Source organism: Pseudomonas sp. (assembly GCF_050739655.1).
In the GTDB taxonomy this organism is placed as follows: Bacteria; Pseudomonadota; Gammaproteobacteria; order Pseudomonadales; family Pseudomonadaceae; genus Aquipseudomonas.
The window spans coordinates 1-8,924 of record NZ_JBOIBY010000109.1 but is presented as its reverse complement, the minus strand read 5'-3'; the positions used below and the strand labels follow the sequence as shown (position 1 = coordinate 8,924).

Genomic DNA, 8,924 nt, shown 5'->3' with positions numbered 1-8,924 from the left:
TGCTGGACATGCTGGCCAAGGGCGAGCTGAAAATCCCGGCCATCAACGTCAACGACTCGGTGACCAAGAGCAAGAACGACAACAAGTACGGCTGCCGTCACAGCCTGAACGATGCGATCAAGCGCGGTACCGACCACCTGTTGTCCGGCAAGCAAGCGCTGGTTATCGGTTACGGCGACGTGGGCAAGGGTTCCGCTCAGTCCCTGCGTCAGGAAGGCATGATCGTCAAGGTCTCCGAAGTTGACCCGATCTGCGCCATGCAAGCCTGCATGGACGGTTTCGAAGTGGTTTCGCCGTTCATCGACGGTATCAACAACGGTACCGAAGCGAGCATCGACAAAGCCTTGCTGGGCAAGATCGACCTGATCGTGACCACCACCGGTAACGTCAATGTTTGCGACGCAAACATGCTCAAGGCCCTGAAGAAGCGCGCTGTTGTCTGCAACATCGGTCACTTCGACAACGAAATCGACACCGCTTTCATGCGCAAGAACTGGGCATGGGAAGAAGTGAAGCCACAGGTACACAAGATTCACCGTACCGGTGCTGGTGATTTCGACCCGCAGAACGACGACTACCTGATCCTGCTGGCTGAAGGCCGTCTGGTTAACCTGGGCAATGCCACTGGCCACCCAAGCCGCATCATGGACGGTTCGTTCGCCAACCAGGTTCTGGCGCAGATCTTCCTGTTCGGCCAGAAGTACGCCGACCTGTCGCCAGCCCAGAAAGCCGAGCGCCTGACCGTTGAAGTACTGCCAAAGAAACTCGACGAAGAAGTGGCCCTGGAAATGGTCCGTGGCTTCGGCGGCGTTGTGACTCAACTGACCAAGACCCAGGCCGAGTACATCGGCGTGACCGTCGAAGGCCCGTTCAAGCCGCACGCTTACCGCTACTGATCGGATCTGCTGCCTGCTCTCCCTGTGGGAGCGGGCTTGCCCGCGAAGGCGTTTGAACATTCAGCATCGATGTTGACTGACCCACCGCTTTCGCGGGCAAGCCCGCTCCCACATGGGACTAGCAAGCTTCATAGGCTTACGCGTTTTCAAGGGTATTCCCATGTCCCAAGATCGTCGCTACAGCTTCGAGTTCTTCCCTACGAAGACCGATGCTGGGCATGAAAAGCTGCTCGCCACTGCTCGTCAGTTGGCCACTTACAACCCTGACTTCTTCTCCTGCACCTACGGCGCCGGCGGTTCGACCCGTGATCGCACCCTCAACACCGTTTTGCAGCTGGAAAGCGAAGTCAAAATTCCTGCCGCTCCGCACTTGTCTTGTGTAGGCGACAGCAAGGCCGACCTGCGCGGCCTGCTGAGCGAATACAAGGCGGCCGGCATCACGCGTATCGTTGCCCTGCGCGGTGACCTGCCATCTGGCATGGGCATGGCCAGCGGCGAAATGCGTCACGCCAATGACCTGGTTGAATTCATTCGTGAAGAGACCGGCGACCACTTCCACATCGAAGTCGCTGCTTACCCGGAAATGCATCCGCAAGCACGCAACTTCGAAGACGATATCGCCAACTTCGTGCGCAAGGCTAACGCCGGAGCCGACAGCGCCATCACCCAGTACTTCTTCAACGCCGACAGCTACTTCTATTTCGTCGAGCGTGTACGAGCATTGGGCGTGAACATCCCGATCGTGCCGGGCATCATGCCGATCACCAACTACAGCAAGCTGGCGCGTTTCTCCGATGCCTGCGGTGCGGAAATCCCGCGCTGGATCCGCAAGCAACTGGAAGCGTACGGCGACGACACCCAGAGCATTCAGCGTTTCGGCGAGCAAGTCATCACCGAAATGTGCGAACGCCTGCTTGAGGGTGGGGCACCAGGCCTGCACTTCTACACATTGAATCAGGCTGAAGCGAGCCTGGCGGTGTGGAACAACCTGAAGCTGCCACGCTAAAAGGCGTCAGGTCGGATCAAAAGATCGCAGCCTTCGGCAGCTCCTACAAAAGGATGTGTATTCCATGTAGGAACTGCCGTAGGCTGCGATCTTTTGCTTTTTGACGCACTGATATTGTGCGGCAATCCACGGAGTTAGAGCATCTGCTGGCAGTTTCTGGCTCTTTCGCGTTTCTCGTCGTAATCTCAAGCCCATGCCTTTGATCACGCAGTTATTCGCCCTGCTTGTCTTTACTTGCCTGAGCTTCGCCGCTCGGGGCGAGAAATTGCGCATTGTCACGGAACCGTGGGCGCCTTACGTCTACGAGGAAAATGGCAAATCAATGGGCCTGGACTACGAAACCACGGCGATTGTCTTCAAACGCCTGGGCATTGAAGTGGAATGGCAATTCCTGCCGTGGAAGCGCTGCCTTTCAATGCTGGAAACAGGTCAGGCGGACGGCGCCCTGGACATTTTCCATAGCGATGAGCGCGATGCGACCCTGCTCTACCCCAGCGAACCGCTTTCGCAAGTCCAGTTCGTGATGTTCTATGCCAACGAACGACCTCATCCCTTCCGCACGCTCGACGAACTGCGCGGCCTGACCATCGGCACCTCGCCGGGCTACCTGTACAGCCAGGATTTCCGGGACTCGACACTGTTCACCCGCGAGCCAGCCCCCAGCCATGAAGCAAACTTCGGAAAACTGGTACGCGGAAGGATCGACCTGCTGATCACCGATCGCCGGGTCGGCCAACATCTGCTCGACGAACTGAAAATCCGTGACAAGATCACCGAAAACCCGACCGTCATCAGTGAGCAAAGTCAGTTTCTGGCCGTGCGCCGCAATGCCGGCATGGATCTGCTGGTTCAACGCTTTGGTGCCGAGCTCAAGCGCTTCAAACGCGAGCCCGCCTACGCGGAGCTGAGTGCCCGTTACGGCGCCGCACCGCCCAACGCCGTCAACTCCGCAAGCGCCACAGCCACCACGGCAAAAACCGTTGAGCAGCAGGAAAGCGGCGCGCAGTGATTGCTCTGTTATACTCCGGCGTTCCCGCCAGGCTCACGCCCGGACGCTCGGAATCGTAAAGGCATCCCGAACCCGCTACAGCGCAGCTTTTCAGCCCGCGCGAGCGCTCCAGATGAGCCTTCGTGACTGAAGCAGGACCGGACGGGATTGCGTCCTCTTAAACGCCATTCGCGCCAGGCAAGACTCCCATTGGGCCAAGCCCTAACTTAGAACAGGATTACTCATGTCCTTTGCTTCCCTCGGTCTCTCCGAGGCTTTAGTCCGCGCAATCGAAGATGCGGGCTATACCGAGCCTACTCCGGTGCAACAGCGGGCCATTCCCGCCGTGTTGCAAGGTCGCGACCTGATGGTTGCGGCACAGACAGGTACTGGTAAAACCGGCGGCTTCGCCCTCCCCATCCTGGAGCGGTTGTTCCCCAATGGTCACCCGGACAAGTCCCAGCGTCACGGCCCGCGCCAACCGCGCGTACTGGTCCTGACCCCGACTCGCGAACTCGCGGCGCAAGTGCACGAAAGCTTCAAGGTTTATGCCCGTGACCTGAAGTTCGTCAGCGCCTGCATCTTCGGCGGTGTCGGCATGAACCCGCAGGTTCAGGCCATGTCCCGCGGTGTAGACGTGCTGGTGGCCTGCCCGGGCCGCTTGCTCGACCTGGCCGGTCAAGGCAGCGTCGACCTGTCCCACGTGGAAATCCTGGTACTGGACGAAGCCGACCGCATGCTCGACATGGGCTTCGTCCATGACGTGAAGAAGGTCCTGGCCCGTCTGCCGGCCAAACGTCAGAACCTGTTGTTCTCGGCGACCTTCTCCAAAGACATCACCGACCTCGCCGGCAAGCTGCTGCATAACCCGGAACGCATCGAAGTCACGCCGCCGAACACCACGGTCGAGCGCATCGAGCAACGCGTCTTCCGCCTGCCGGCCAGCCACAAGCGTTCGCTGCTGGCGCACCTGATCACTGCTGGCGCCTGGGAACAGGTGCTGGTGTTCACCCGCACCAAGCATGGCGCCAATCGCCTGGCCGAGTACCTGGACAAACACGGCCTGAGCGCCGTCGCGATCCACGGTAACAAGAGCCAGAACGCCCGCACCAAAGCCCTGGCCGACTTCAAGGCCGGCACCGTGCGGATCCTGGTCGCCACCGACATCGCCGCCCGTGGCCTGGACATCGACCAGTTGCCGCATGTGGTCAACTTCGAACTGCCGAACGTCGATGAAGACTACGTGCACCGTATCGGCCGTACCGGTCGTGCCGGTCGTTCGGGCGAAGCGATCTCGCTGGTGGCTCCGGACGAAGAGAAGCTGCTCAAAAGCATCGAACGCATGACCAAACAGAAAATCGCCGACGGCGACCTGATGGGTTTCGATGCCAGCGCCGTTGAAGCCGAGAAGCCTGAAGCACGCGAGCGTCCGGACATGCGCAACCCGCGTAATGCACGCGGCCCGCGCGGTGACGGTCCGAATGGCAGCGGTGGCGGTGGCGGTGGCGGTCGTAAAGACAAGGGCAAGGACAAGGGCAAGGAAAAATCGGCATCGGGCGAACGCGGCGAGCGTCCAGCCCGTCAGCAAAAGCCACGCGAAGGCACCCCGGCTCGCGAACAGCGTCAGCCAAGCCAGCCACCACGCGCGGCGGCTGATCGTGATCCGGAAGTGTTCCTGGACGACGATGTCGATAACTTCGGTAACCGCGTCGATTACGTGCCACAGCAGAAACCAGCCCAGGGCCGTGGCCGTCGTCCAGGTGCTCCGGCACAAGGCGCCGCAGCCGGTTCCGGCGCGCCACGTGGCGGCAAGCCACAGGGTCGCCAGAACGGTCCGCGCAGCAGCGATGGCACCAGCACCGGCAATCCACCGGCCAAACGCAGTGGCCCTCGCAACGGTGCGCCACGTGATGGCCAGGCTCGTCGCGAAGACTCCCGCAACCGCCGCCCGGCACGCGACGATCAATCGAGTTCGGAACCCGCCGTGCAAAACCCGCGCGGCGGTCCCGCGCCGAAGATCATGCACAAGGAGTCGAAGGCTGACCGCTTCCCGACACCTGAGCAGCTGGATCAACTGCCAAGCCGCCCTCGTGGTGAAAAACCGGCATTGCTGACCCGCAATCGCTGATTTATCGCTGTAATAAAAATGCCCCGGTTCGTGAGAGCCGGGGCATTTTTGTTTTGCGAGGAACTGCTCTTGTAGGAGTTGCCGCAGGCTGCGATCTTTTGAACTTTAAAAACAAGATCAAAAGATCGCAGCTTGCGGCAGCTCCTACAGTCTCAGCATTACTTCGCTTTCACACCTTCAAAGCTCACGTACATTTCAACTGCATCGGACGATGGGCCCAAGTCTTTCTGCTTGCCGAAGTCGGAACGCTTGAGATCGAAAGTGCCTTCAAAGCCGGCACGGTAGCCGCCCCATGGATCCTTGCCTTCACCCAGGAAAGTCGCCTTGACCACGATTGGCTTGGTCACACCCAGAATGGTCAGGTCACCGGCCACGTCAGCGGTGTCTTTGCCAGCAGCGTTTTTACCGGTTGGCTTGACGCTGGTGGACACGAAGGTCGCCTTGGTGCCGTTCAGGAAGTCTTTGCTGGCGATGTGCTTGTCACGTTCGGCGTTGTTGGTGAACACGCTTGCAGTGTTCACGTTGAACTCGATCTTGCTGGCTTCAGGCTTGGCAGCGTCGAAGCTGAACTTGCCATCGATGTCCTTGAAGGTACCGGTGATGTAGCTGTAGCCCAGGTGGCTGATTTTGAAGTCAACGAAGGCGTGCTGGCCTTCCTTGTCGACCACGTAGTCAGCAGCCATTGCATTACCGGCGGACAACAGGGCGGAACCGATTGCCAGAGCGGCCAGAGTCTTTTTCAACATACTTTGTTTTCCTTTGGAGTCGAGGTTGAACTTCAGGCTTTGCGACCTAGCATTCGCTTGAGGGTCACATCACGATCGATAAAGTGGTGCTTCAATGCTGCCAACGCATGGAGGCCGGAAAAAATTACCAGCACCCACGCCAGGTAGAGGTGAATCACGCCAGCGGTATCTGCCTGGTCCGGTAGTCCGGACACCAGTGCAGGCACTTCAAACAGTCCAAACACCGGAATCCCGACACCTTCTGCGGTGGAAATCAGGTAACCGGCAATCATCACAGCGAACAGACTGAGATACAGAAAGCCATGGCCGAATTTGGCGCCAAGGCGCGTCATGCGGCTGTAGCTGGTCAACGTGGGCGGCGGCGGGCTGATGAAGCGCCACAATACCCGCAACACCATTACACCCAACAACACCAAGCCGATGCTTTTGTGCAGGTCCGGCGCCTCTTTGCGCCAGGTGCTGTAGTAGTCGAGACCGACCATCCACAACCCCAACGCGAACAGACTGAAGACCGCCAGAGCCACACCCCAGTGCATGAAAATGCTGACCCAGCCGTAGCGGGAAGTAGAGTTTCGTAGCTGCATTGCCTAGATCCCTGTAAGTGCTGGCCCAAGACTATCGAGTTATCTATCGAATTAAAGCGGAAAATTTTGCTTTGAAATATCGAGAAATACGATCAAGAGTCTGAAACACGCGAGTTAAGGAAAGATTAAAGTCGAAATTTTCGAAAAAAGTGAATACAAACCACGGAACACCTGTGCCGTAAGGTTTATTCGATTTTTGCTTTGTGACTCTCGAAGAATGGTCTGGCGGCTGGTCGCCGCTAGCCTTCGGCAGATCGCATCTGCTTCCCAAGCCCTGGTGGTGCTGTTCAAGAGCTTTTGTAAAGTGGAGGCGGATCCAGGCACTCGTGATAATACGGATCAATATGACATTTATGGGTCAGTTCAGGGTTGTGCCCTCGAAGAGGAAGAACCACTCGACCATTGGCACATCCAGAAATTGTTAACATCATCATCGTTAGTGCAAGTGCTTTCATATGTCCTCCATTTGTCGAGAACATAGATTTAGAATCACAAGCTACCTATCACCAGCTTCTGATTGTTGTGTGGGAAGCGTCTGATATTTTTCCAAGGCGCGTAGGACTGGATACAAAGCACCCCACAGGCAGAAGCGGAATACCTCATACGAAATAACTGAGCCAAAAAAAAGCGCGACCCTCGGGCCGCGCTTTTTTTACGCCTGAACGTTACTGAGCCTTGGTCTCAGTGGCCGTCGCTTTAGCTGCTGGCTTCTTCGCCGGTTCAGCCTTCTTCACCGGCGCCTTAACCGGGGCTTTTTTCGTCTCGGTCTTTTTCACCGGTGCTTTTGCCGGTGCCTTCTTCGCAGGTTCGGCTTTCACCGGCGTCGCGGGTTTCGGTGCTTCGACCGGTGCCGGTGCGGCAACCGGGGCCGGCGCAGGAGCTGGGGCTGGTGGTGCTACCGGCTCAGGTGCCTTGACCGGTTCTGGCTTCTTCTCATCATCCGAGCCGCCGAACAGGTTGGTGAAGAAGTTGCCCTTCTTCGCCGCAACCGCGCCTGCCGCCGCAGCAGCCGCTGCCGGTACAACTTTCGCAGGTTCAAACGACTTGCCCGCCGCCAGGTCTTCAACCTGACTGGCCGCACGCTGACCGGTACGCAGAGCACCTTCCAACGTGCCTGGGTACAAGGTGTCAGTGTGTTCGCCAGCAAAGGCTACGCGCTGAATCGGGCGTTCCCAAATACGCCAGAACTTGCTGATCTGGCCAGGGCCGAAGGCCAGGTATGCGCCGCCCATCGAAGGGTCGGTGCTGTAGCGACGGATTTCATAACCGGTAAACGAGCCGCGCGCCTGTGGATAGAACTCGTGCAGACGGATCAACACCTGGTCGGCCATCTGCTTGTCGCCGAACGCCTGCATCACCCGCGCGTTGTCGCCGGACAGGTTAATGATCACGTTGGCACCGCCCTTCAGGGCTGGCTCGATCCACAACATGCCAAGGCCGGTGTTGCTGTAGATCTCGCCAGACATGCGCGCTTTGGGCTCCCACACTGGCGTCTTGAACTTCAGCATGATCTGGTCGCGCCAGCCGTAGTTGGTGCCTTTGATTGCCGCCAGATGCTGGGCGTCCAGCGCCGGGATCATCTGGATTTTATTCAGTGCGCGCAACGGCACGGCCAGCACCACGTAGTCGGCCTGATAGCCAACACTACCGGCCTTGACGGTGACACCGTCCTTGTCCTGAGTGATCGCCGAAACAGGGGAGCTAGTCTTGATGGTTTTCAGTTGTTTGACGAACGCCTGGGCCAGCACCGGGCTGCCACCGGCCAGGCGCGAAGCGCGCAGGTCACGGTCGGACACGCCACGGTAAACACGGCTCTGCTGGGCGAAATACAGCAGCGACAGACGCGAAGGTTCGTCATAGCGGGTGCGAATCTGCTGGTTGATCAGCTGGCGCGCGGTAGGAGGCAGGCTTTGCTTGTCGAGCCAGCTGGACACATTGATCTGGTCCAGGGCGTGCAGCGTATTGTTGGCCGCCGGGTTCAGCGGATCATCGATCGAGCGTGCCAGGTCATCGAGGGTTTTCTCAAAACGCTTGAGCGCATCGGCGGTGACCGGGTCCTTGGTGGCCAGATCGGCAGCGGAGTAATACACACCGTCGATCAGGTAGCCGGGAGTGCGCACGAACTCAGGCGCTGGCGTGGTGCTGAGCTTGAAGGTCGATACGTATTTGTTCAGCACCGGCTGGGTCTTGTCGTTGCCGATCCACTCGCTGGAGGCCATGCCGGAACGACCGCCCAGGCTCGATTTGGCTTCCAGCAGCGTGACCTGCCAGCCCTTGTTCTGCAGCTCATACGCCGCGGTCAGGCCTGAAATCCCGCCCCCGATCACGATCGCGGTTTTATCCTTGGCCAGCGCAGACACGCTGAACAGCCCCAACATCACCAGCGCACAGGCGCGCAGCCATCCGACAGACATTCAGCGAACTCCGGAAATACACGAAAAAATAGCGGTTTTGCGAGCCAGACGACTCAAGAACCGCGAAGGATACGTGACGCTTCAGACGCCCGCCAGCAGCGCCTATCGTCCTTTACAAAGTAGTTCAATCGACGCAATGGGTTGTCCCCGCGCGACGCATTG

Annotated in this window: 7 protein-coding genes; 4 read left to right on the top strand and 3 right to left on the bottom strand. The window is 58.7% G+C overall.

What is annotated here, in order from left to right:
* The 4 genes from ACRESJ_RS05755 to ACRESJ_RS05740 all read left to right on the top strand — a co-directional run.
* A partial coding sequence (locus ACRESJ_RS05755) for an adenosylhomocysteinase (RefSeq protein WP_431757043.1) occupies nt 1-896 on the top strand: 896 nt, incomplete at its 5' end.
* Nucleotides 897-1,056: 160 nt separating this feature from the next.
* The gene (metF, locus tag ACRESJ_RS05750) at nt 1,057-1,902 is read left to right on the top strand and encodes a methylenetetrahydrofolate reductase [NAD(P)H] (protein WP_431757042.1); all 846 of its coding nucleotides are present in this window, start codon (nt 1,057-1,059) and stop codon (nt 1,900-1,902) included.
* 193 nt (nt 1,903-2,095) lie between these two features.
* Nucleotides 2,096-2,911 carry a substrate-binding periplasmic protein gene (locus ACRESJ_RS05745; RefSeq protein ID WP_431757041.1) on the top strand — a complete coding sequence of 272 codons (816 nt, stop codon included), beginning with the start codon at nt 2,096-2,098 and terminating at the stop codon, nt 2,909-2,911.
* Nucleotides 2,912-3,134: 223 nt separating this feature from the next.
* A complete protein-coding gene (locus ACRESJ_RS05740) occupies nt 3,135-5,018 on the top strand; it encodes a DEAD/DEAH box helicase (protein WP_431757040.1) in 1,884 nt (627 codons plus the stop codon).
* 158 nt (nt 5,019-5,176) lie between these two features.
* Here the strand turns inward: ACRESJ_RS05740 and ACRESJ_RS05735 are convergent, their stop codons facing one another.
* The 3 genes from ACRESJ_RS05735 to ACRESJ_RS05725 all read right to left on the bottom strand — a co-directional run bounded on the left by ACRESJ_RS05735 (nt 5,177) and on the right by ACRESJ_RS05725 (nt 8,762).
* Nucleotides 5,177-5,764, bottom strand: coding sequence for a YceI family protein (locus ACRESJ_RS05735; RefSeq protein ID WP_431757039.1), 588 nt, complete (start codon nt 5,762-5,764; stop codon nt 5,177-5,179).
* Between the two features lie 32 nt (nt 5,765-5,796).
* A complete protein-coding gene (locus ACRESJ_RS05730) occupies nt 5,797-6,348 on the bottom strand; it encodes a cytochrome b (protein WP_431757038.1) in 552 nt (183 codons plus the stop codon).
* Nucleotides 6,349-7,013: 665 nt separating this feature from the next.
* Complete coding sequence (locus ACRESJ_RS05725) at nt 7,014-8,762, bottom strand: flavin monoamine oxidase family protein (protein ID WP_431757037.1); 1,749 nt, start codon at nt 8,760-8,762, stop codon at nt 7,014-7,016.
* Between the last annotated feature and the right edge of the window lie 162 nt (nt 8,763-8,924).